22 protein-coding genes are annotated in these 23,774 nt (G+C 41.8%); all 22 read left to right on the top strand.

Annotated features, from left to right (window positions below; translation table 11 throughout):
• Positions 1–3: 3 nt before the first annotated feature.
• The 22 genes from infB to MKX52_RS08015 all read left to right on the top strand — a co-directional run bounded on the left by infB (position 4) and on the right by MKX52_RS08015 (position 23,739).
• The gene (infB, locus tag MKX52_RS07910) at positions 4–2,124 is read left to right on the top strand and encodes a translation initiation factor IF-2 (RefSeq protein WP_216886797.1); all 2,121 of its coding nucleotides are present in this window, start codon (positions 4–6) and stop codon (positions 2,122–2,124) included.
• Complete coding sequence (locus MKX52_RS07915) at positions 2,121–2,399, top strand: DUF503 domain-containing protein (RefSeq protein WP_012009994.1); 279 nt, start codon at positions 2,121–2,123, stop codon at positions 2,397–2,399. The genes infB and MKX52_RS07915 overlap by 4 nt, the downstream gene beginning before the upstream one ends.
• Positions 2,400–2,416: 17 nt before the next feature.
• Complete coding sequence (gene rbfA, locus MKX52_RS07920; RefSeq protein ID WP_007499525.1) at positions 2,417–2,767, top strand: 30S ribosome-binding factor RbfA; 351 nt, start codon at positions 2,417–2,419, stop codon at positions 2,765–2,767.
• 68 nt (positions 2,768–2,835) lie between these two features.
• Positions 2,836–3,765 (top strand): tRNA pseudouridine(55) synthase TruB, encoded by a 930-nt coding sequence (gene truB / locus MKX52_RS07925; RefSeq protein WP_342491758.1) that lies wholly within the window; start codon positions 2,836–2,838, stop codon positions 3,763–3,765.
• Positions 3,766–3,783: 18 nt separating this feature from the next.
• Entirely contained in the window at positions 3,784–4,749 is a 966-nt protein-coding gene (ribF, locus tag MKX52_RS07930) for a bifunctional riboflavin kinase/FAD synthetase (protein WP_216885885.1), read from the top strand.
• Positions 4,750–4,889: 140 nt separating this feature from the next.
• Positions 4,890–5,159 (top strand): 30S ribosomal protein S15, encoded by a 270-nt coding sequence (gene rpsO, locus MKX52_RS07935; protein WP_012009997.1) that lies wholly within the window; start codon positions 4,890–4,892, stop codon positions 5,157–5,159.
• Positions 5,160–5,340: 181 nt separating this feature from the next.
• Entirely contained in the window at positions 5,341–7,458 is a 2,118-nt protein-coding gene (pnp, locus tag MKX52_RS07940) for a polyribonucleotide nucleotidyltransferase (protein WP_012009998.1), read from the top strand.
• 174 nt (positions 7,459–7,632) lie between these two features.
• Positions 7,633–8,526, top strand: a complete 894-nt coding sequence (locus MKX52_RS07945) for a polysaccharide deacetylase family protein (RefSeq protein ID WP_224925448.1) — start codon at positions 7,633–7,635, stop codon at positions 8,524–8,526.
• A 33-nt stretch (positions 8,527–8,559) separates the two neighbouring features.
• A complete protein-coding gene (locus tag MKX52_RS07950; protein WP_003212188.1) occupies positions 8,560–9,789 on the top strand; it encodes a pitrilysin family protein in 1,230 nt (409 codons plus the stop codon).
• A gap of 73 nt (positions 9,790–9,862) precedes the next feature.
• The gene (locus MKX52_RS07955) at positions 9,863–10,786 is read left to right on the top strand and encodes an aminoglycoside phosphotransferase family protein (RefSeq protein WP_342491759.1); all 924 of its coding nucleotides are present in this window, start codon (positions 9,863–9,865) and stop codon (positions 10,784–10,786) included.
• 70 nt (positions 10,787–10,856) lie between these two features.
• Positions 10,857–11,129 carry a YlmC/YmxH family sporulation protein gene (locus MKX52_RS07960; RefSeq protein ID WP_012010001.1) on the top strand — a complete coding sequence of 91 codons (273 nt, stop codon included), beginning with the start codon at positions 10,857–10,859 and terminating at the stop codon, positions 11,127–11,129.
• Between the two features lie 123 nt (positions 11,130–11,252).
• Complete coding sequence (dpaA, locus tag MKX52_RS07965) at positions 11,253–12,155, top strand: dipicolinic acid synthetase subunit A (RefSeq protein ID WP_216886800.1); 903 nt, start codon at positions 11,253–11,255, stop codon at positions 12,153–12,155.
• Positions 12,152–12,745 carry a dipicolinate synthase subunit B gene (gene dpaB, locus MKX52_RS07970; RefSeq protein ID WP_012010003.1) on the top strand — a complete coding sequence of 198 codons (594 nt, stop codon included), beginning with the start codon at positions 12,152–12,154 and terminating at the stop codon, positions 12,743–12,745. The genes dpaA and dpaB overlap by 4 nt, the downstream gene beginning before the upstream one ends.
• Before the next feature lie 139 nt (positions 12,746–12,884).
• Positions 12,885–13,904: an aspartate-semialdehyde dehydrogenase gene (gene asd, locus MKX52_RS07975; protein WP_012010004.1), complete on the top strand. Its 1,020-nt coding sequence runs from the start codon at positions 12,885–12,887 to the stop codon at positions 13,902–13,904.
• Positions 13,905–13,996: 92 nt separating this feature from the next.
• A complete protein-coding gene (gene dapG / locus MKX52_RS07980; protein ID WP_012010005.1) occupies positions 13,997–15,211 on the top strand; it encodes an aspartate kinase in 1,215 nt (404 codons plus the stop codon).
• A 30-nt stretch (positions 15,212–15,241) separates the two neighbouring features.
• On the top strand, positions 15,242–16,108 hold the full coding sequence (gene dapA / locus MKX52_RS07985) for a 4-hydroxy-tetrahydrodipicolinate synthase (RefSeq protein WP_012010006.1): 867 nt from the start codon (positions 15,242–15,244) through the stop codon (positions 16,106–16,108).
• Positions 16,109–16,279: 171 nt separating this feature from the next.
• Positions 16,280–17,947, top strand: coding sequence for a ribonuclease J2 (gene rnjB, locus MKX52_RS07990; RefSeq protein ID WP_012010007.1), 1,668 nt, complete (start codon positions 16,280–16,282; stop codon positions 17,945–17,947).
• A gap of 124 nt (positions 17,948–18,071) precedes the next feature.
• Positions 18,072–18,800: a ClpP family protease gene (locus tag MKX52_RS07995; RefSeq protein WP_003212436.1), complete on the top strand. Its 729-nt coding sequence runs from the start codon at positions 18,072–18,074 to the stop codon at positions 18,798–18,800.
• Positions 18,797–19,033 carry a YlzJ-like family protein gene (locus tag MKX52_RS08000; RefSeq protein WP_003211099.1) on the top strand — a complete coding sequence of 79 codons (237 nt, stop codon included), beginning with the start codon at positions 18,797–18,799 and terminating at the stop codon, positions 19,031–19,033. Before MKX52_RS07995 ends, MKX52_RS08000 begins: the two co-directional genes overlap by 4 nt.
• 110 nt (positions 19,034–19,143) lie before the next feature.
• The gene (locus MKX52_RS08005) at positions 19,144–21,516 is read left to right on the top strand and encodes a DNA translocase FtsK (protein ID WP_342491760.1); all 2,373 of its coding nucleotides are present in this window, start codon (positions 19,144–19,146) and stop codon (positions 21,514–21,516) included.
• A gap of 165 nt (positions 21,517–21,681) precedes the next feature.
• The gene (locus MKX52_RS08010) at positions 21,682–22,407 is read left to right on the top strand and encodes a GntR family transcriptional regulator (protein WP_342491761.1); all 726 of its coding nucleotides are present in this window, start codon (positions 21,682–21,684) and stop codon (positions 22,405–22,407) included.
• Positions 22,408–22,506: 99 nt separating this feature from the next.
• On the top strand, positions 22,507–23,739 hold the full coding sequence (locus MKX52_RS08015; protein ID WP_176372651.1) for an MFS transporter: 1,233 nt from the start codon (positions 22,507–22,509) through the stop codon (positions 23,737–23,739).
• Positions 23,740–23,774: the final 35 nt, after the last annotated feature.

A 23,774-nucleotide genomic window follows, 5' to 3' on the forward strand; every position in this document is an offset into this window, starting at 1 on the left:
CGAATGGCTAAAGTGAGAGTATATGAATACGCAAAAGCCATAGATGTTTCAAGTAAAGATATTATAGCAGCGCTTAAGGATATGAACGTGGAAGTGAACAACCACATGGCGACGCTTGAAGACGACACTGTGAAAAAGCTAGACGCTATCTATAAAAAAGCCAAAGCAAAAGAGACAACTAACGAGAAACCCGCAGAACAAAAAAAACAATCATCTAACAAAATCAATGATAGAAAGAAGAATGACGTGCAGAATAATCAATTTAATAAAAACAAAAAAAACAACAACCAAAACAAAAACAAAAATAAACGCGGTGGGAATAACAAATCGCAGCATCAACAAGCTAGACCTGTAAAACCTAAAAAAGAGCTTCCTGAAAAAATTGAATTTACTAATTCAATGACAGTCGGACAGCTGGCTGAAGAGCTTGGAAAAGAAACAGCTGAAATTATCAAAAAGCTGATGATGCTTGGTGTTATGGCAACCATTAACCAAGAGCTGGATAAAGATACAGTTGAATTAATCGCTTCTGAATATGGCGTTCCAGTAGAGGAAGTCATTATTTTAGAAGAAACTGAACTTGAAAAGTATGAAGTTGAAGATAAAGAAGAAGATATGCAAGTACGCCCTCCAGTTGTGACGATCATGGGACACGTTGACCACGGGAAAACAACGCTTCTTGACAGCATTCGTAAGACGAAAGTTGTTGAAGGTGAAGCTGGTGGAATCACGCAGCATATCGGTGCATACCAAATTGAAGATAATGGCAAGAAAATCACGTTCCTTGATACACCTGGACACGCAGCATTTACAACGATGCGTGCACGTGGTGCCGAGGTGACGGATACGACCATTCTAGTCGTTGCAGCAGATGATGGCGTTATGCCGCAAACGGTTGAAGCCATTAACCATGCAAAAGCAGCAGAAGTGCCAATCATTGTCGCTGTCAACAAAATTGACAAACCAACAGCGAACCCTGATCGTGTGATGCAGGAATTAACTGAGCATGGTCTAGTACCAGAAGCTTGGGGCGGCGAAACGATCTTCGTTCCTCTATCTGCAAAAACAGGTGAAGGCATTGACGAATTGATCGAAATGATCCTTCTTGTCAGCGAAGTAGGAGAACTGAAAGCCAACCCAAATCGTGCGGCAAAAGGAACTGTTATCGAGGCTGAGCTTGATAAAGGAAGAGGATCTGTTGCAACCCTTCTTGTTCAAACTGGTACACTTCAAGTAGGTGACCCAATCGTTGTCGGAAATACATTTGGCCGTGTACGTGCAATGGTCAATGACATCGGACGCCGCGTGAAAACAGCAGGACCATCTACACCTGTTGAAATCACTGGTTTAAATGATGTACCGAATGCAGGGGATCAGTTCCTCGTATTCAAAGATGAAAAAACAGCTCGTCAAGTAGGTGAGGCGCGTGCTTCGAAACAGCTTGATGAACAGCGTTCAGACAAAGCAAAATTATCTCTAGATGACCTATTTGAGCAAATCAAACAAGGTGAAGTGAAGGATATCAACTTGATCGTGAAAGCAGACGTACAAGGTTCTGCTGAAGCACTGACGGCCGCTCTTCAAAAAATTGAAGTAGAAGGCGTAAAAGTGAAAATCATCCATACGGGTGTTGGAGCGATTACAGAATCTGATATTATTTTAGCAAGTGCTTCTAATGCGATCGTGATCGGATTTAACGTACGTCCTGATGGAAATGCGAAGAGCACAGCTGAAACAGAAAACGTAGATATCCGCTTACACCGCATTATTTATAAAGTCATCGATGAAATTGAAGCAGCGATGAAAGGAATGCTTGACCCTGAATATGAAGAAAAAGTCATCGGTCAAGTTGAAGTTCGTCAAACGTTCAAAGTATCTAAAATTGGTACAATTGCTGGTGGTTATGTCACTGAAGGAACCATCACAAGAGATAGTGGTATCCGCTTAATCCGTGACGGCGTCGTTATTTTTGAAGGCGAAGTCGACGTATTAAAACGATTCAAAGATGACGTGAAAGAAGTTTCACAAGGCTATGAATGTGGTATTACCATTAAGAAGTACAACGATATCCGTGAAGGTGATGTCATGGAATCATTCGTTATGCAAGAAATCGAAAGAAAATGATCGGTTATACCGAATGTGAGTGCATCATTTATGATGCCTCCTCACTGAAGGAAAAACGTGCGGTTCTTCAGCGTATATTGACAAGAACGCGCCATAAATTCAATGTAACCATGGCTGAAATGGATTACCAGGACACATGGCAGCGTACATCAATTGGAATCGCCGTGATTTCCTCATCTCGGGTTCAAGTGGAAAAGGAATTGCAGCGTGTTTTAAGCTTTATTGATTCTTTTCCTGAAATTGAACGAACGATCACGAAAACTGAGTGGTTTTAATTAGAGGTGATATGATCATGAGTATGAGAGCAACCCGCGTGGGTGAGCAGATGAAAAAAGAATTAGGCGACATCCTAGGCAGAAAGCTAAAAGATCCAAGAATCGGCTTTTTGACTGTAACCGATGTCGAAGTATCCGGTGATTTGCAAATTGCGAAAGTGTACATTTCTGTTCTCGGTGACGAGAAGAAAAGAGAGGAAACCTTAAAAGGTCTTGCAAAGGCTAAAGGGTATATCCGTTCTGAAATTGGCAATCGAATTAGACTTCGCAAAACACCAGAACTGCACTTTGAATTCGATGAATCCGTGGATTACGGAAACCGAATTGAAAGCCTAATTGCGGAACTAAACACAAAAGATCACGAATAAGACGTTGAAATAAGGATAGGCGATGATCGTCTGTCCTTTTTCATCGTTTACGAAAGGAGAGCGCGCAGATGATAAATGGTGTTCTTTTATTACATAAAGAAAGAGGGATGACCTCTCACGACTGTGTGTTCAAAGTGAGAAAGATTTTGCATACAAAAAAAGTGGGACATACAGGTACACTCGATCCCGAGGTATCAGGTGTTCTGCCCATTTGTATCGGGAGAGCAACGAAGATTGTCGAATATTTAACAGATAAATCGAAAACGTATGATGCAAAAATCACGATTGGTTTTTCTACAACAACAGAAGACCAAACAGGTGAAATCGTAGAAGAAAAAAAGGTGCAAAACCCCATCTCAGAAGAAGAAATTGATGCTGCGTTGAAACAGTTTCAAGGAACCATTGAACAAATTCCACCTATGTTTTCGGCAGTGAAAATTGGCGGAAAAAAACTCTATGAATATGCAAGAGAAGGCATTGAAATTGAGCGACCGAGCCGTGAAATTTCGATTCACCGTATCGAGCGGACAACACCTGCTTTATTTGAAAATGGAACAGTATCATTTAGATTTACCGTTTTATGTTCAAAAGGAACGTATGTCAGAACCTTAGCGGTTGATATTGGAAAGAAACTAGGTTTTCCAGCTCATATGTCACACCTCATTCGCACTGGTTCAGGTGATTTTACACTAGATGAGTGCATCACCCTTGATGAGCTGCGAGATATAAGCGAAGAAGGCACAGTAGATGAGCACCTTGTCCCGATCGAGCGTGCGCTCAATCATTTGCCGAAATGGGAGATAAATGATACATTAGCAAGTAAAGTGGAAAACGGTGCAGTCCTGCCAATGCCTGATGAATTCGCTCATTTCGCAGAGGAAGATCGTGTCGCTGTCTTTGCTCCTTCAGGCCGGTGTATGGCGATATATATGAAGCACCCGACCAAACAGAATTTGATGAAGCCGGCGAAGATCTTATCTCAGGACAAGCAATCTTAAAGAAAAGGTGACCATCTCGTGAAGACTATACATATTTCACACCCACATACATTGAATCAAAAGGATCAAGACCCGTCTGTTATGGCTTTAGGGTATTTTGACGGTGTTCACCTCGGACATCAAAAAGTAATTGACGCAGCAAAAAGCATTGCAAGAAAAGAAGGGCTGGCTTTAGCGGTCATGACCTTTCATCCGCACCCATCACACGTTTTGCAAAAAGCACGTGAACCCAAGGACTTAATTACACCGCTTGAGGATAAAATCGATTTCATCGAACAGCTGGGCGCTGACTATTTATACATTGTGCAGTTCAGTGAAAGCTTTGCAGCACTATCTCCTCAAGAGTTTGTCGATCAATATCTGGATGAGCTGAATGTAAAGCACGCAGTAGCCGGTTTTGATTTTACGTTTGGCCGTTTTGGTGCAGGCACAATGGAAACCTTCGATGAGTACGGAAAAGGACGTATGACGGCCACCATCGTTCCTAAGTTGTCCAATCAAGACCGAAAAGTCAGCTCAACACTCATACGATCTGCATTGAAAAATGGGGATGTTGAATATGTGAGTGAGCTTTTAGGAAAACCTTATCAGCTACGCGGTATTGTCATTCATGGTGATAAACGAGGACGGACGATCGGCTTTCCGACTGCCAATGTCGGTTTATCTGCTGAGTATATCATTCCGCCAACAGGGGTTTATGCGGTAAGAGCAGAAGTGAAAGGCAAAATGTATGACGGTGTTTGTAATGTTGGCTATAAACCAACCTTTTATGAAAAACGCCCTGATCAGCCTGCCATTGAAGTAAATCTCTTTGGTTTTAACGAAGAAATCTATGGGGAACCGATTAAATTACAGTGGTTCAAGCGCATTCGCAGTGAGCAAAAATTTAACGGAATCCAGGAGTTAACGGCTCAAATCAGTCTAGATAAAGAAGAAGCGATTCAGTTTTTTCAACATCAGCGAAAGCAAACAAAAAATTCATAGAAAAACAGCTCTACCATTTGCAAATTCAGTATATTTTTAGTATGATAATTCCTGTAGCTTTAAAACCACTTACTTGGCAGGCCGACTTCACCGACGGTTGCGAGGTAGATGGGGCTAACATGATTTGGAGGTGAAACAGGATGGCTATTACTCAAGAGCGTAAAACTCAACTAATTAGTGAGTTCAAAACACACGAATCTGATACTGGATCTCCAGAAGTTCAGATCGCTGTCCTAACAGAATCAATTAACAACTTGAACGAGCATTTACGTACTCATAAGAAAGATCACCACTCACGTCGCGGTCTTTTGAAAATGGTAGGTAGACGTCGTAATCTTCTTACGTATCTACGTAATAAAGACGTAACTCGTTACCGTGAGTTAATTAACAAACTAGGCTTACGTCGATAATCGTAAAAAGCGGGAGGATTCCCGCTTTTTTATCGTATAATCACTAATATTTTATGGTTAAAATGTTGAAAGAATGGCAAAAACCCTTCTACATACACCTTTCACATTGATATGTGAAAATCATTTTGTTCATAATAAGAATTAACTAAAATTTCAAGATAAGAGAGGAGTTTTTCTCAGAATGGGACAAGAGAAACATGTCTTCACCATAGACTGGGCTGGACGTCAACTGACAGTTGAAACTGGCCAGCTTGCAAAGCAAGCAAACGGAGCGGTCCTCGTACGCTACGGAGATACAGCTGTACTTAGCTCAGCAACAGCTTCTAAAGAACCAAAACCACTTGATTTCTTCCCGCTCACTGTGAACTACGAAGAAAGATTATACGCAGTAGGTAAAATTCCTGGTGGCTTCATTAAAAGAGAAGGCCGTCCAAGTGAAAAAGCGATCCTTGCGAGCCGCTTAATTGATAGACCAATCCGTCCATTATTTGCAGATGGATTTAGAAACGAAGTACAAGTGATTAGTATCGTTATGAGTGTGGATCAAGATTGTTCATCTGAAATGGCAGCAATGTTTGGCTCATCATTAGCATTATGTGTGTCTGACATTCCATTTGAGGGACCAATCGCCGGCGTTACAGTAGGACGAGTTGATGGAAAGTTTATCATCAATCCAAATGTAGAACAGCTTGAACAAAGTGACATCAACCTTGTAGTCGCTGGAACAAAAGATGCGATCAACATGGTCGAAGCTGGTGCTGATGAAGTACCAGAAGAAACAATGCTTGAAGCGATCATGTATGGTCACCAAGAGATCAAACGTTTAATCGAATTCCAAGAGGAAATTGTCAAAGCGGTCGGTAAAGCAAAGATCGATATTCCTTTATATGAAGTAGATCAAACGTTAGCAGACGAAGTCAAGGCACTTGCTGAAACAGACCTGCTGAAAGCGATTCAAGTACATGAGAAGCATGCACGTGAAGATGCAATCAGTGCTGTGAAAAAAGCTGTGGTTGAAAAATTTGAAGAAGAAGATCGCGACGAAGCGACGATTAAACAAGCGAAAGATGTATTAAACAAGCTTGTCAAAAATGAAGTTCGTCGTCTGATCACTGAAGAGAAAGTACGTCCAGATGGACGCGGTGTAGATCAAATCCGTCCACTTTCTTCAGAAGTAGGACTTCTGCCAAGAACGCACGGTTCAGGTCTATTTACAAGAGGACAAACACAGGCGCTTAGTATTTGTACATTAGGTGCACTTGGCGATGTGCAAATTCTTGACGGTTTAGGCGTTGAAGAATCAAAACGCTTCATGCACCATTACAACTTCCCGCAATTCAGTGTTGGTGAGACAGGTCCAATGCGTGGCCCAGGCCGACGTGAAATCGGACATGGAGCGCTAGGTGAACGAGCATTAGAACCAGTGATTCCATCTGAAAAAGATTTCCCTTATACGGTTCGCCTTGTGTCTGAGGTATTAGAATCAAACGGATCTACTTCACAAGCAAGTATTTGCGCAAGCACACTTGCGATGATGGATGCGGGTGTTCCAATTAAAGCACCAGTTGCAGGGATTGCAATGGGACTTGTGAAATCTGGTGAATACTACACAGTGCTGACAGACATTCAAGGAATGGAAGATGCACTTGGCGATATGGACTTTAAAGTAGCAGGTACATCAAAAGGTGTAACTGCACTTCAAATGGATATCAAAATCGATGGTCTATCAAAAGACATCTTGGAAGAAGCTCTCCAACAAGCGAAAAAAGGAAGAATGGAAATCTTAGATAGCATGCTATCAACGATTCCTACTTCTAGAGGAGAATTGTCTCGTTATGCACCAAAAATCTTAACGATGAAAATCAATCCTGATAAAATTCGCGATGTCATCGGACCAAGCGGTAAACAAATCAATAAAATCATCGAAGATACCGGTGTGAAAATTGATATTGAACAAGATGGTACAATCTTTATCTCTTCTACAGAAGAAGACATGAACCAAAAAGCGAAGAAAATCATTGAAGATCTTGTGAGAGAAGTTGAAGTAGGGCAACTTTACTTAGGTAAAGTAAAACGCATTGAAAAATTCGGTGCTTTTCTTGAAATCTTCAGCGGCAAAGATGGACTTGTTCATATTTCTGAACTTGCGCTTGATCGTGTAGGCAAAGTAGAAGATGTTGTGAAAATTGGCGATGAATTACTTGTCAAAGTCACTGAAATCGATAAACAAGGCCGTGTGAACCTTTCTCGCAAAGCTGTTTTACGTGAAGAAAAGGAAAAAGAAGAAAAACAGTCTTAATGAAATATATGAGAAGCCAGGTATCCGTACCAGGCTTCTTTCTTTTCTTGCGCTAACTATAGTTCTAGCTTGTTTCTCCCCATCATAATTTGTGGTAAAGGGGAGGGACAACCATTGAAAAAAACGTTACCATTCATTGTGTTTGTATTTTTACTGCTCGTGTCATATCAAACAATGAAGCAGCCGGCTGCTGTTACATATATTGAATCAATGAAAGAGCATGCTGAGGTTGCATCTGTTTCAAAAGATATTTTATATCAAGAGATTGAATCGAAGTCTTCTGACTATGAAGTGAAGGCGCAAAATGCTAAGATTGATAAAGTGTGGAAAAAGATGCCTGGTCTAAATGGACAGACGGTCAATATCGATGCCTCTTATGAAAAAATGAAAAAGCATGGGTCATTTGATGAAAAGCTGCTTGTTTTCAATGAAACAAAACCTTCTATTCATTTACATGAACTTGGTGCTGAGCCTATTTACAAGGGACATCCAGACAAAAAAATGAATGCTTTCCTCATTAACGTGGCTTGGGGTGACGAGCATTTAATCAAGATGTTAAAGACACTGGAAAAGCATCAAGTGAAGGCGACCTTTTTCTTAGAGGGCAAATGGGTGAAAAAAAGCACGGATCTTGCTAAAAAGATCGTGGCAGATGGTCATGAAATTGGAAACCATTCATACAATCACCCGGATATGCGCACACTGACAAGAGAACGAGCATTAGAGCAGATTACCAAAACGAATCGTCAAATTGAAGAATCCCTTGGAAAAAAACCGAAGTGGTTCGCCCCTCCAAGCGGTAGTTTTAAAGAAGAAACAGTGAAGCTAGCCGCAAAAGAAGGAATGGAAACCATTATGTGGACGGTAGACACCATTGACTGGCAAAAGCCGTCACCTAACATATTACAAAAACGGGTACTAGGGAAAATTCACAATGGGGCGATGATATTAATGCATCCAACAGATTCGACGGCGAAAAGTCTTGACGCACTTATCACTCAAATCAAGGAAAGAGGATATGAATTAGGAACGGTTTCAGACCTCCTAAGTGAAAAAAGACATCCGTGATCCGATCTGTTTGTTGAATAGGAGGAGCAAAACTTGGTCAAAACGTATACATGCCAAAACGGAGTAAGAATTGTACTTGAAAACAATCCCACTGTAAGATCTGTCGCAATTGGCGTCTGGATTGGAACGGGTTCTAGACACGAGACACCTGAAATTAACGGAATCTCACACTTTCTAGAGCATATGTTCTTTAAAGGGACAAAGACGAGATCTGCACGTGATATCGCAGAATCCTTTGACCGCATCGGTGGTCAAGTGAATGCCTTTACGTCAAAAGAATACACTTGCTACTATGCAAAGGTGCTTGATTCACATGCCGGCTACGCCCTCGATGTATTGAGCGATATGTTTTTCCATTCCGCTTTTGATGAAGAAGAGCTGAAAAAAGAAAAAAATGTAGTATATGAAGAAATCAAAATGTATGAAGATACGCCTGATGATATCGTTCATGATCTGTTGAGCAAAGCGATCTATGGTGATCATTCTTTAGGGTTCCCGATTTTAGGAACAGAAGAAACACTTTCTACCTTTAACGGTGACTCTCTTAGAGCTTATATGGATGAATTCTACACGCCGGACCGCGTCGTCATCTCTGTTGCAGGGAATGTAGATGACACATTCATTAGTGAAGTTGAAAAGTTGTTCGGTTCGTATGAAACGAAAGGGAAAAAACAGCCTGTAGAAGCGCCGCAGTTTCACTATGACAAGCTCACACGCAAAAAGGAAACAGAGCAAGCGCACCTATGCATGGGCTTTAATGGCCTTCCAGCTGGAGATAAAGGCATCTATGACTTAATCGTCTTAAATAATGTTCTTGGCGGAAGCATGAGCAGCCGCTTGTTCCAGGATGTAAGAGAAGACAAAGGCCTCGCATATTCTGTTTTTAGCTATCACAGTTCATTTGCAGATAACGGCATGCTGACGATTTATGGCGGGACTGGAGCGAAGCAGTTAAACTTGCTCTCTGAAACCATTTTACAAACGCTAGACGTCTTAAAGCGTGAGGGAATCACACAAAAAGAGCTTGAAAACTCTAAGGAGCAAATGAAAGGGAACCTAATGCTCAGTCTTGAAAGCACAAACAGCAAGATGAGCCGAAACGGTAAAAATGAACTGCTCCTTGGCAAACATCGTACGCTTGATGAAATTATTGACGAAATTAACAAAGTCACATTAGACGGTGTGAATAACTTATCAAAACGAATCTTTACAGAGGATTATGCGCTCTCGCTTATTAGTCCTACGGGTGATCAGCCATCATAATGTAAACAACACGGCAGGCTTCTTAAGAGGTCTGCCGTTTATTGTATATCAAGTGGAAAGGAGTACTGCTTACATGGAACATGAAAAACTGAAACGTCTCTCTCCGCTTCTGACACAAGCCATCTCCTTTCAGCTGATGACATCTGGCTTTTCTGGCAACCGTACTTATCTCGTCACAACATCCTCAAGTGAAAAGCTAGTGCTCAAGCTATCAAACCTCAAAACGTATTTAAATTTTAAAAGAAAAGCGTCAATTCAGCAAAAGTTAAAAGATCGAGGGCTACTATGTTCTGAAGTGATGGAGATTGGAATGAATACGGAACTCAACTGTACCTATCGTATTTTCACTTTTATTGAAGGAGAGAACGCAAGAGCAGCCATTCATCTCCTTACAAATAAAGAGCAGTATGAAATCGGGAGACGGGCGGGCGAAGCACTGAGTTTCATGCATACATGCCCCGCTCCTTCTCATGTTACTTCATGGTATGAGAGAGTCATGGCGAAACATGAACGGTATGTACATGCCTATCGATCAAGTGGAGTGACCTTTGCCCAGGATCAATTCGTATTAGATTTTATCAAATCACATGCTGATGCGGTAAAGGCAAGACCTAATCAATTCCAGCATGATGATTTTCATTTGGGGAATATCATCATACAAGAAGGTGAGTATGCAGGTGTCATTGATTTTGATCAATCTGACTGGGGTGACCCCGTTCATGACTTGTATAAATTGTCCTTATTTAGCCGAGAAAATAGTATTCCATTTTCAGCAGGGCAACTGGATCACTATGTAAGTACACAGACGACAGACGATTTTTGGCTTCTTTTTTCTATTTATACAGCAATGAGCTGCTTTTCTTCCATTGTCTGGACGCTTTCTTATGACAGTGAACATGTAAAAGATATGGTGAACCGAGTGGAAAGAATGCTGGCAGACCATGATTACTTTCATCAACTGAAACCCGCTTGGTATTCAAATTGGCATCATTCATAACTTGTAAAAGCGGGACGGTCTATTTCATCTTATGGCTGCATATATGATACGGAAGGGAAGTGATGCGATTTTGAGGCTAAGTGAGCTGTCAGGAAAAGAGATCGTCGATATCAAAAGAGCGGAACGGCTTGGCGTGCTTGGACAAACCGACCTTGAAATCAATGAACAGGACGGTCAAATCACAGCACTCATTATACCTTCGGTGAAGTGGTTTGGCTTTCGAAAGCAAGGAAATGACATCCGCGTCCCGTGGAATCACATTCAAAAAATAGGATCAGATATGATCATTCTCGATGTGCCTGAAGCACTTCAGCCGCCCGGGGAAAAAGAGCATCCATCATAAATGGGTGCTCTTTTTGTTTTCTCTCTCCGATTCGTTCACAGCCTGAATCCTCTCCTCATATGCTGAAAGGGAGATTCAGAAAATATTACAGACTTTTTTAAATAAAGAAGGTGAACGGTCAGTATGTTGAGCGGTTTAACGGTTGCGGTGATCGGGGGAGATGCAAGGCAGCTTGAAATTATTCGCAAGCTGTCACAGCAGCATGCCAAAGTGTTTTTGGTTGGATTTGATCAGCTGGATCACGGATTTATTGGGGCTGAAAAGCTAAAAATGTCAGAACTTCCATTCGAACAGGTAGACAGTATGATCCTGCCAGTATCAGGGGCAACGGATGAAGGTGTTGTCGCGACAGTTTTCTCAAATGAGCAGGTGTTACTAGAAGCAACATATTTAGAAAGAACCCCTGCCCATTGTACCTTGTACTCAGGTATTTCTAATACGTACTTAGACAATCTGGCAAAGCAGGTGAATCGAAAACTTGTGAAGCTGTTTGAGCGAGATGATATTGCCATATATAACTCTATTCCAACAGTTGAAGGGATTATCATGATGGCCATTCAGCAAACGGATTATACGATTCATGGATCACGAGTTGCTGTTCTCGGACTCGGAAGAACGGGACTCACCATTGCCCGCACATTTCGGGCACTCGGTGCGGATGTAAAAGTAGGGGCAGCAGATACAGCGCATTTAGCACGGGCCTTTGAAATGGGACTCAATCCATTTTCAATGGACCAGTTAAAAGAAGAAGTAAAGGATGTAGATATCATCATCAATACCATTCCAAGCCTTGTATTAGATTCATCTGTCATCGTCAGCATGACACCAAAGACACTCATTTTGGATATCGCCTCCCGCCCAGGAGGAACAGACTTTGACTTTGCACAAAAACACGGAGTGAAGGCGCTTCTTGCACCTGGACTCCCTGGAATTGTTGCACCAAAGACAGCAGGGCAAATCATTGCAAAAGTGCTTTCTGGGCTCTTATGTGAACTTGCAGAGGAAAAAAGGGGGATGGAATCATGACAACATTAAAAGGGAAAAGAATCGGCTTTGGCTTAACTGGTTCCCACTGTACGTACGAAGCGGTTTATCCGCAAATCGAAGCACTTGTAAAAGAAGGAGCGGAAGTGCGTCCAGTGGTGTCATATACGGTCCAGAACACGAATACAAGATTCGGAGATGGGGCGGACTGGATTGAGCGGATCGAGAAGTTGACTGGATTTAAGGCGATTGACTCCATCGTGAAAGCAGAGCCGCTTGGACCTAAGCTACCACTTGATTGTATGGTCATTGCTCCATTAACAGGGAATTCAATGGCGAAATTCGCAAATGCCATGACAGATAGCCCTGTTTTAATGGCTGCAAAAGCAACCATTCGAAATCATCGTCCTGTTGTTTTAGGCATTTCAACAAATGATGCGCTAGGCTTAAATGGTACAAATCTGATGAGGCTGATGTCGACAAAAAATATTTTCTTTATTCCATTTGGTCAAGATGATCCGTTTAAAAAACCGACCTCCATGGTCGCAAACATGGATCTGCTTTCTCAAACGGTAGAAGAGGCACTAGAACATAGACAAATTCAACCAATTTTAATCGGACCAAGCGAATAATAGATTCACTAGAAAATCATGAAAGATTCAAAAAAGATGCTTCAAGCCTTGCTTTTCTATGGTAAAATAAAATGTAAAAAGTCATAGGATGGCCATCCGAAAGAAAAGAATCATGGATGGGTCGGAAGGAGTTTTACTGATGGGAAGAGGATTGCATGTAGCTGTAGTTGGAGCGACTGGAGCTGTCGGTCAACAAATGTTAAAAACACTAGCTGACAGAGATTTTGAAATGGATACACTGACTCTACTATCCTCAAAACGTTCTGCTGGAACAAAAGTGACATTCAGAGGTCAAGAGTATACTGTACAGGAAGCAACACCTGAAAGCTTTGAAGGAGTAAACATTGCATTATTCAGTGCTGGAGGAAATGTTTCCAAGGCGCTCGCTCCTGAAGCCGTCAAACGAGGTGCGATTGTTGTAGACAACACAAGTGCTTTCCGTATGGACGAAAACATCCCTCTTGTCGTACCAGAGGTAAACGAAAAAGACTTGCATGACCATAAAGGAATCATTGCAAACCCTAACTGTTCAACGATTCAAATGGTAGCGGCATTAGAACCGCTTCGTCAGGCGTATGGCATGAAAAAAGTCATCGTGTCCACTTACCAAGCCGTATCAGGTGCAGGACATGAAGCCATTGACGAGCTATATAGCCAATCACAAGCCATTTTAAATAAAGAAGATGTGAAGCCGGAAGTCATGCCTTATCAAATTGCATTTAATGCGATTCCGCAAATTGATAAATTCCAAGACAATGGCTATACATTTGAAGAAATGAAAATGATCAATGAAACGAAAAAAATCATGCATATGCCAGAGCTGGAAGTAGCGGCAACATGTGTGAGACTTCCAATTGAGACAGGACATTCAGAATCTGTTTACGTCGAACTAGAATCAACTGACGCAACAGTTGAAGACGTCAAGTCCATTCTAAAAGATGCTCCAGGCATTACACTGCAAGATGATCCGTCTCAGCAAATTTATCCAATGCCTGCAGATGCTGTCGGGAAAAATGACGTATTTGTCGGCCGCATTCGGAAAGATTTGGACCGTCCAAACGGGTTCCATATGTGGATTGTATCTGATAACCTGCTAAAAGGCGCTGCATGGAATTCCGTTCAAATTGCAGAAAGCTTAAAAGCATTAAAATTAGTTTAACATTCAATGGATGATGAGGACGAACAGAAGAGAGTTAGGCATCTTTCGCCTGCTCTCTTCTGTTACGTCAGAATGAACTTGGAGTGAAAACAGTGAAAATAATTGTCCAAAAATTTGGCGGTACATCTGTCAAAGATGATCAAGGTAGAAAAAGGGCACTTGCACATATCTTATCGGCAAAAGAGAAAGGCTATAAGTCGGTAGTCGTCGTATCCGCAATGGGACGAAAAGGCGATCCTTATGCGACCGATACGTTGCTTGGTCTGCTTTACGGTAGCGCACAGCATATGACAAATCGAGAAAAAGACTTGCTCGTTTCCTGCGGAGAGAATATTTCAGCTGTTGTGTTTTCAAGTATGCTAAATGAAAACGGACTAAAAGCTGTAGCGATGACAGGCGCTCAGGCGGGCTTTGTGACAGATAAGGAGCATACGAGTGCGAAAATTATTGATATGAAGTGTGAGCGTCTCGAAGCGGCACTATCTGAACATGATGTTGTCGTTGTTGCTGGGTTCCAAGGAGCCGCGAAAAATGGAGACGTGACCACAATCGGACGAGGTGGCAGTGATACGTCTGCAGCTGCTTTAGGTGCTGCATTGCAGGCAGACTTCATTGATATTTTTACAGATGTAGAAGGCGTCATGACGGCAGATCCTCGCATTGTTGAAAATGCAAAGCCGCTCAGAGTCGTGACATATACAGAAATTTGCAACCTTGCATATCAAGGAGCAAAAGTCATTCACCCGAGAGCTGTCGAAATTGCAATGCAAGCAAAAGTACCAATGAGGGTCCGTTCAACATACTCTGATGAAGAGGGCACACTCGTCACGTCACACTACTCGGATAAAATGAGCCATGATGTGTACGACCGCCTCATTACGGGTATTGCACATGTCAATGATGTGACGCAAATCAAAGTCCCAGCAAAAGAAGGGCAGTATAGCGTCCAAACAGAGGTCTTTAAAGCGATGGCTAATGCACAAATCAGTGTCGATTTCTTCAACATTACGCCGAGTGAGATTGTCTATACCGTGACAGGTGCAATGACTGAAAAGGCCACCTCGATTCTAAAAGATCTTGGCTATACGCCAATTGTCACAACAAATTGTGCGAAAGTATCAGCTGTTGGCGCAGGTATCATGGGTGTACCAGGTGTCACATCTAAAATTGTATCAGCTCTATCCGAGCAAAACATTCCGATTTTACAATCGGCTGACAGCCATACGACCATTTGGGTGCTAGTGAACGAAGAAAACATGAGAGCAGCTGTCAATGCCCTGCACGAAGTGTTTGAACTTTCAAGATAAATGTGATTGAATCATGATGAGGTGAAAAAAATGAATTTCGGAAATATCGCAACAGCTATGATTACACCTTTTGATAAAAAGGGCAACATTGATTTCCAAAAGCTATCAATACTCATTGATTACTTGCTAAAAAACGGCAGTGACTCGTTAGTCGTTGCAGGGACAACAGGCGAATCGCCAACTTTATCGACTGAAGAAAAAGTCGCTCTTTTTCAGCAATCGGTAAAATTAGCAAATGGTCGTTGTAAAATCATTGCAGGAACAGGCAGTAATAACACAAATGCGTCTATCAAACTAACGAAAAAAGCAGAAGAAGCGGGCGTTGATGCAGTGATGCTTGTCGTACCTTACTACAACAAGCCATCACAGGAAGGCATGTATGCACACTTTAAAGCCATTGCCGAGTCTACATCTCTTCCTGTCATGCTTTACAATGTACCGGGGAGAACGGTTGCGTCATTAGCTCCAGAAACAACTATTAAGCTTGCGCAAATACCTAACATTGTCGCAATCAAAGAAGCAAGTGGTGATCTTGATGCTATGACAAAAATCATTGCAGAGACACCAGAAGATTTCGATGTTTATTCAGGTGACGACAGCTTAACACTTCCAGCTGTATCTGTTGGTGCAAAAGGAGTGGTCTCTGTAGCGTCTCATATCGTAGGGCTTGATATGCAGCAAATGCTGAAAAGCTATGCTTCAGGTCAAACGGCCAATGCCGCATTGATCCATCAAAAGCTACTCCCAATCATGAAACAGCTATTCTCAGCGCCAAATCCAACGCCTGTTAAAACAGCTCTTCAGCTAAAAGGACTAGATGTCGGATCGGTTCGTCTTCCGCTTCTACCTTTGTCAGAAGAAGAGAGACTGGATTTAAGCAGCGTCTTAAACAGCTAATCAAAACAAAAGATTTCGTAAGCGGTCATTCTCAGATGTCCCTGAGTATGACCGTTTTTTATACATAAACACTTTCTTAAAATGTGACTTCATCTTGTTTTCTAAAATTAGATTCAGTTATAATAGCATTAAGCGATGATGGACGGGCTTGAGACTAGGAGGATAAGAATTTTGAAAAAGAAAAATACAGAGAACGTAAGAATTATTGCACTGGGAGGCGTTGGAGAAATCGGGAAAAACTTATATGTCATTGAAATTGATTCCGACATATATGTGGTGGATGCAGGCTTGATGCATCCAGAAAACGAAATGCTAGGCATTGACGTCGTTATTCCTGATATCTCTTATTTAACAGAACGTGCTGATCGGGTGAAAGCAATTTTTCTTACCCACGGACATGATGAAGCAATCGGAGGCGTATTCCATTGCTTAAGCAAATTGTCTGTACCAGTTTACGGAACGAAGCTGACCCTTGCGTTACTTCGAGAAAAATTAAAACAATATGGCTTCAATCAAAAAGCTGACTTGCGTGAGGTTCATGCAAAATCAGTCATTACGTTTGAAACAACAAAGGTATCATTCTTTAGAACGAATCACAGCATCCCTGATTCAGTTGGGATCAGCTTCAAAACCTCTCTTGGTTCAATCGTATGCACAGGTGATTTTAAATTTGATCAAACCCCAGCGCTTAACCAAGCCTGTGACATCGGAGAGATTGCGAAAATTGGAAACAATGGCGTGTTAGCACTTCTTTCAGACAGTGCCAATGCTGAAAAACCAGGTTATACACCTTCTGAGGCGCTCGTCCAAGACGAAATCTCAAATGCGATGTACAATGCTGAAAATCGTGTCATTGTGGCTGTATCTTCATCTAACATTAACCGAGTGCAACAGATCATTAATGCAACAAATCAAAATGGCCGTAAGCTTGCTGTAGCAGGTAAGAATATGATGACCACTCTTCAGCTGGCGATCAAACTTGGTTATGTCACAGCAGACGAAGAATTATTTGTACCAGTTCAAGAAGTGAAGAAAATGGCGAAAAACGATGTGGTTATCCTGACAGCTGGAAGCCACGGAGAGCCTCTTGCTGCGTTAACCAAAATGGCAAAACAAAATCACAAACAGCTTCATATTGAAAAAGATGACACGGTTGTGATTGCATCTACACCTCTTCCTGGTCAAGAACTCACCTATTCAAAAACAGTGGATTTCCTTACTAGAAGCGGCGCACAAGTCATTTTTGCACAAAAACGTGTGCATGTTTCTGGACACGGGTGTCAAGAAGAGTTAAAGCTTATGCTGAACTTACTAAAGCCGAAATATTTAATTCCGGTGAATGGCGAATATCGTATGCAAAAAGCACATTCTCGTATTGCGGAAGAAGTAGGAATGAAACGCAGTGACATTTTCTTGATTGATAAAGGAGATGTTGTCGAGTTTAGAGGACAGAACGTCAAGATTGGTGAAAAAGTTCACCAAGGCAATATTTTGATCGATGGTCTTGGTGTTGGTGATATCGGGAACATTGTGTTACGCGATAGACGCCTACTGTCTCAAGACGGTATCTTAATTGTCGTCATTACGCTCGACAAACAAAAGAAACAATTAATTTCTGGACCTGAAATCATCACAAGAGGATTTGTGTATGTCAGAGAATCTGAAGAACTGATTGTGAAAGCGACAGAAATGGTCAAAGGGATTGTCAAAGAGCAAACGGAAAACTCAATTGTTGAATGGTCAACATTGAAACAATCCATGCGCGACGTACTCAATCAATTTCTATATGAAAAAACAAAACGTAAGCCAATGATCATTCCAATTATTATGGAAGTATGATGTGATGAAAAAGCCCAAGGAGCATAAGCTCTTTGGGCTTTTTTGATGTGGTGTGAGCAATGCGGATTGAATACGGTCTTCTTGTTCATAATAGGAGGAGAGTTTGAGGAAAGGATGGAGACAAATGGACGAAAAAAATGAACAACAGCCTGAGCGAAAGCCAGAAGAAAAAGACAGCATTATGAGCAAAATACAGCAGCTTGGTGAAACAGCGATACCACAGCTGCCGCAAGATACAAACATCCATTGCCTTACCATTATTGGACAAATTGAAGGCCACATGCAGCTTCCACCACAAAATAAAACAACCAAATACGAGCATGTCATTCCGCAAATCGTAGCAGTAGAACAAAACCCAAAAATCGAAGGGCTTTTGATCATCTTAAATACAGTAGGCGGCGATGTCGAAGCGGGACTAGCGATCGCAGAAATGCTTGCGTCTTTATCAAAACCGACTGTATCGATTGTACTTGGCGGCGGCCACTCCATTGGTGTTCCGATTGCTGTATCGTGTGATTATTCCTATATTGCGGAAACAGCCACAATGACCATTCATCCTGTGCGTTTAACTGGTCTTGTCATTGGTGTCCCCCAAACCTTTGAATACTTAGATAAAATGCAGGAAAGAGTCATTAACTTTGTGACAAGCCACTCCAATATTACAGAAGAGAAGTTTAAAGAACTCATGTTCTCAAAAGGCAATTTGACAAGGGACATAGGTACAAATGTTGTTGGTCATGAGGCAGCAGAATACGGACTCATGAATGAAGTAGGCGGTGTAGGACAAGCGATTAAAAAGTTGAATGAGCTGATTGGAGAAAGGGCATCTCAAAACGAGGGGCTGATCCAATGATTTTATACACACCTATGCCATATGAAGCCATTTACGCGGAGGAACAAGGAGATCGCAAACTTCAACAGGTGAATATCCAAGGCGTTCCAGTTATGGTTGAAATGAAAGAGGATGAAGCAGAAATCGTTCAAGTCATGAGCACAAATCCAATGGACTTTCTGAATCAAGAGCTTGCACCAGGCAAGCGATTGAAGTTACAATTAGGCTCCAATCAAACCGACTCATATGAATGATTCTATGCTATAATAAAGGGAAAACTTACAACAAGATGCAGCCAAAACCAGGCTGCATTCTTTCTGATCTTTCGGTAGGTTATATTTTCTTTCGTAGTAAGGTGATGAGTATGGCGAAAAAGAGAAAACGGAAAACGAGAAAAAAACAAAATAAACAGCTAAAACTGAAATATGAATTAAATGGGTTAGTCTGTATTGCCATAGCGATCATTGCCATTTTACAGCTAGGCGTCGTTGGACAAACCTTCGTATATTTATTCCGATTTTTTGCAGGTGAATGGTTCATTCTCTGCCTTATCGGATTATTTCTTTTTGGCGTCACCATCTTCTGGAAAAAACAAATCCCAGATTTGTTGACAAGGAGAAAGGCAGGGTTATACTGCATCATTGCGAGTATCTTGCTTTTGTCTCATGTGAAGCTCTTTCAGCACCTTTCATCTGCGGGTGTGATAGGCTCTCAAAGTGTGATCAGAAATACATTTGAGCTTTTCCTTATGGACATGAAAGGTGAGACAGGATCTCCTGATTTAGGAGGCGGCATGATCGGTGCCGTATTATTTGCTGCTTCTTATTTCTTATTTGCACAAGCAGGCTCTCAAATCATGGCAATCGTTCTGATGCTGATTGGAATTGTGCTCATTACAAATCGATCTCTTCAAGAAATGGTGAAGAAAGTGACACTGCCTGTCTCACAATTTATGGTGAAGCAGTGGAAAGCGTTTGTTGAAGATATGAAAGGAATCAGGCAGGCGAAAAAGAGCGCCCCCCCTCAGAAAACGGCTGAAAAGAAAAAACGGTCTCGTATTCAGGAAGAGGACGAAGATGATCAAATCTTAGTTGAAGAGGAAGCGCCGATGCCTGACAATAGTCAGCCGATTATTTCAAGCTTTGCTGACAGAGATGACATTCTCACCCCGCTCGTTCAAAAAGAGCAGGTGGCAAAAGAGACAACGCCTCTTCAAGAATCTATGCAAAGTACGCCGTCTCCATCAGATTCAGCTGATGAACCAAAAGAGGCGCCGCCGATGACGTTTACGGAACTTGAAAACAAAGATTACGAATTGCCATCACTGGATATTTTGGCAGAGCCGCAGCACTCAGGACAGCAAACAGACAAGAAGAATATATATGAAAATGCAAGAAAGCTTGAAAAAACGTTTCAAAGCTTCGGCGTAAAAGCAAAAGTTACACAGGTTCACTTAGGACCAGCCGTCACCAAATATGAAGTCTATCCAGATGTCGGCGTGAAGGTTAGTAAGATTGTCAATCTAAGTGATGACTTAGCCCTAGCTCTCGCAGCAAAAGATATTCGGATTGAGGCGCCGATTCCTGGGAAATCAGCCATCGGTATTGAGGTTCCTAATGCAGAAATTGCGATGGTTTCTTTAAAAGAGGTATTAGAATCGAAGCAAAATGACCGTCCAAATGCGAAGCTGCTGATTGGACTCGGCCGCAATATTTCGGGTGAAGCCGTGCTCGCTGAAATGAACAAAATGCCGCATTTACTTGTAGCAGGATCGACAGGAAGCGGAAAAAGTGTGTGCATCAATGGCATTATCACAAGTATTCTCATGAGAGCGAAACCTCATGAAGTAAAAATGATGATGATTGATCCGAAAATGGTTGAACTAAATGTGTATAATGGCATCCCGCATCTGCTCGCTCCCGTTGTAACGGACCCTAAGAAAGCGTCACAGGCACTGAAAAAAGTCGTCAGTGAAATGGAACGCCGCTATGAATTGTTTTCTCATACAGGGACAAGAAATATTGAAGGGTACAATGATTACATTAAACGAATGAATCAATCAGAAGAGGCGAAACAGCCAGAACTTCCTTATATTGTCGTCATTGTAGACGAGCTTGCAGATTTAATGATGGTCGCTTCCTCTGATGTAGAAGATTCCATTACAAGACTTTCGCAAATGGCTCGTGCAGCCGGAATTCATTTAATTATTGCCACACAAAGACCTTCTGTCGATGTCATTACAGGAGTCATTAAAGCCAACATCCCATCTCGAATTGCCTTTAGTGTGTCTTCGCAAACCGATTCAAGGACGATCCTTGATATGGGGGGCGCAGAAAAACTACTTGGCAGAGGGGATATGCTGTTTCTACCAGTCGGGGCAAACAAACCGGTTCGTGTGCAGGGCGCCTTTTTATCTGATGAAGAAGTAGAACATGTCGTTGACCATGTGATCACTCAGCAAAAAGCGCAATATCAAGAAGAAATGATTCCAACTGAAGAAACGCAGGATCAGCTTGCAGCTGTGGATGATGATTTATATGATGAAGCAGTGGAACTCATCATCGGCATGCAGACGGCTTCTGTCTCTATGCTTCAAAGGAGATTCCGTATCGGCTATACACGAGCTGCCCGCCTCATTGATGCAATGGAAGAGCGAGGCGTTGTCGGTCCTTATGAAGGCAGTAAACCGAGAGAAGTCCTGCTTTCAAAAGAACAATATGACGAGCTCTCTTCATAAATTGAAGAGAGCTTTCTAAAAAGAGTAGTAAACGATAATGTGATTATGTTAACTGGAAGTCAGACTATTTATTTATTTGCAAAAACATGATATAGTTATGTTCAACTTATCTCGGAATAGAGATTTCTCATCTTATCATTTGCATTGATTAGACGGAGGGAAAACATGTCGACCAAAACAGACAATCGCCATTTATATTTGAAAGTGATTGACCGTATTAAAGAAGATATACAATCAGGCGTATACGCTGAAAAAGAAAAGCTGCCTTCTGAATTTGAGCTCTCAAAGCTTTTAGGCGTGAGTAGAGCGACACTGCGTGAAGCCCTTCGTATATTAGAAGAAGAGAAATATTTAATTAGAAGGCATGGTGTGGGGACATTTGTCAACGCAAGACCACTCTTTTCAACAGGCATAGAACAGCTGGCAAGTGTGACAAAAATGATAGAGCAGGTCAATATGACGCCTGGTACCATCTTTTTATCCTCGCAAGAAGGGGTGCCAACAGAGAATGATGTGATTCGTTTTCAGTGTGATGAATCTGATGAGATTTTTTCAATGGAGCGCGTTCGAACGGCAGATGGACAGCCCGTGGTTTATTGTTTAGATAAAATTCCGGTCAAGCATCTTCCCGCTTCTTTTACACATGAAGAAGAGTCGCTTTTTGAGCTGTTTGGAAGAGAACCACACAGCGGGATTAAATATGCAGTTGCTGACATTGAACCAATCGGCTACCACGATCAGGTTTCACCGATACTAGAATGTGACCCTGAAACAGCATTATTATTACTAAAACAAATGCACTATGATCAGGATGATCAGCCGGTCTTATACTCGCTTAATTATTTTCGAGCGGATAAATTCAGCTTTCATGTGATACGTAAACGATTTTAACGAGCAGTCGCTTTCATAAGCGGTTGCTTTTTGTTTGCCCATACATAATACCCGTAAAACTTGCCACACTATTACGTAACAGTATATAGAATTGGGTGAATGATGTTGGGCGAGAAAACAGTCAGTAAAAAGAATATTATTGCATTATCATCAGTGCCTTTGATCATGACACTCGGGAACTCGATGCTAATTCCCGTATTGCCACAGATAGAAAAGACACTTTCCATTACTTCCTTTCAAGTCTCCCTCATTATTACGGTATACTCCGTTGTCGCGATCTTATGTATTCCGATCGCTGGCTATTTATCAGATCGAATCGGGCGAAAAAAGGTACTCCTACCGTGTCTGTTAATCGCAGGACTTGGAGGGGCTGTGGCAGCAGTTGCCTCAACGATCATGAAAGAACCGTACATGTGGATTCTATTTGGCAGGGTCCTTCAAGGTGTTGGCTCAGCAGGGGCAGCACCTGTCGTGATGCCGTTTATTGGAGATTTGTTTCATGATGATGAAGAAGTCAGTGCGGGTCTAGGCGCCATCGAAACCTCTAACACAGCTGGGAAGGTATTGAGCCCGATTATTGGCGCGCTTTTGGCTTCATGGTTTTGGTTTGTGCCGTTTTGGTTTATTCCGTTCTTCTCCATCATCAGCTTTCTCATGGTACTATTCATGGTAGAGTCGGCGAAAAAAGAGGAGGACCCGCCTTCATTCAAAGAATTTTTAAAATCAACAAAGACCATATTTAAGCATGAGGGACGCTGGCTGTATGCCATTTTTGCCATTGGCGGTTTTATTATGTTTCTTCTTTTTGGTGTGCTTTTTTACTTATCTGATAACCTAGAGGCAGCTTATCAAATTAAGGGTGTCAAAAAAGGGCTCCTGCTTAGCATTCCACTCCTTTTTCTATCCATTAGCTCATACGTTGCTGGGAAAACGATTGGAAAAGAAAAAGGGAAAATGAGAATCTTTTTAATCGTAGGCATGGCCTTATTATCACTTTCCTATATGTTTTTATGGTGGAATCACAGCTTTTACGTATTGTTTATCTGCTTAAGCATTGGCGGTGTTGGCATCGGGATTGTCCTGCCTGCACTGGATGCCCTGATCACAGAAGGAATTGAAAAAGAGCAGTGCGGAACCATTACGTCGTTTTACAGCAGTATGCGTTTTATCGGTGTCGCTTTAGGACCTCCGATTTACGCTTACCTCATGGATAAAGGAGACTCCATCGTTTTTATTCTCTCGACCATTTGCAGTCTTATTTCTCTATTTTTGGTTCTCTTCTTTATCCAGCCAGATGAAGAGGATGAAAGTGAGCAATTAAAAACGGTTTAATCTAGAAAAAAGACGGTATTTTGCCATCTTTTTTC

The sequence above is a fragment of the Bacillus sp. FSL R5-0422 genome (genome assembly GCF_038610765.1).
Taxonomy (GTDB): Bacteria; Bacillota; Bacilli; order Bacillales; family Bacillaceae; genus Bacillus; species Bacillus pumilus_O.